At 46.0% G+C, this 324-nt stretch carries 1 rRNA gene; it reads left to right on the top strand.

Annotated features, from left to right (window positions below):
- A 16S ribosomal RNA gene (locus DID98_RS35615) occupies window positions 1-60 on the top strand; the annotation flags it as partial.
- Between the last annotated feature and the right edge of the window lie 264 nt (window positions 61-324).

Here is a 324-nt window from a genome sequence, read left to right as displayed (position 1 = left end):
ACTGGGGTGAAGTCGTAACAAGGTAGCCGTATCGGAAGGTGCGGCTGGATCACCTCCTTTCCAGAGCTTCTCGCAAAATTGAGCGCTCACGCTTATCGGCTGTTGATTAAGACAGAAAGACTGTCTGTTAGCGGTTTTATCGGTTATAATGCCGGCCGCTTTCGATAATCTTCAATGAAAAACATTCGAATGATGATTCATTCGAGTCTTTCTCATTGGCGATTGAGCCAGTCAGAGCGGTACGAAAGTATCGGCTGTCGTTCTTTAACAATCTGGAAGAAGTAAGTAATTTGGATAGCGGAAGCGTCTTTGAGATGGACGTGG

It is taken from the genome of Burkholderia sp. Bp8984 (assembly GCF_003853755.1).
Classification (GTDB): domain Bacteria; phylum Pseudomonadota; class Gammaproteobacteria; order Burkholderiales; family Burkholderiaceae; genus Burkholderia.
The sequence above is the reverse complement of the archived record's forward strand: the minus strand, read 5'-3'. Positions and strand labels throughout refer to the sequence as shown.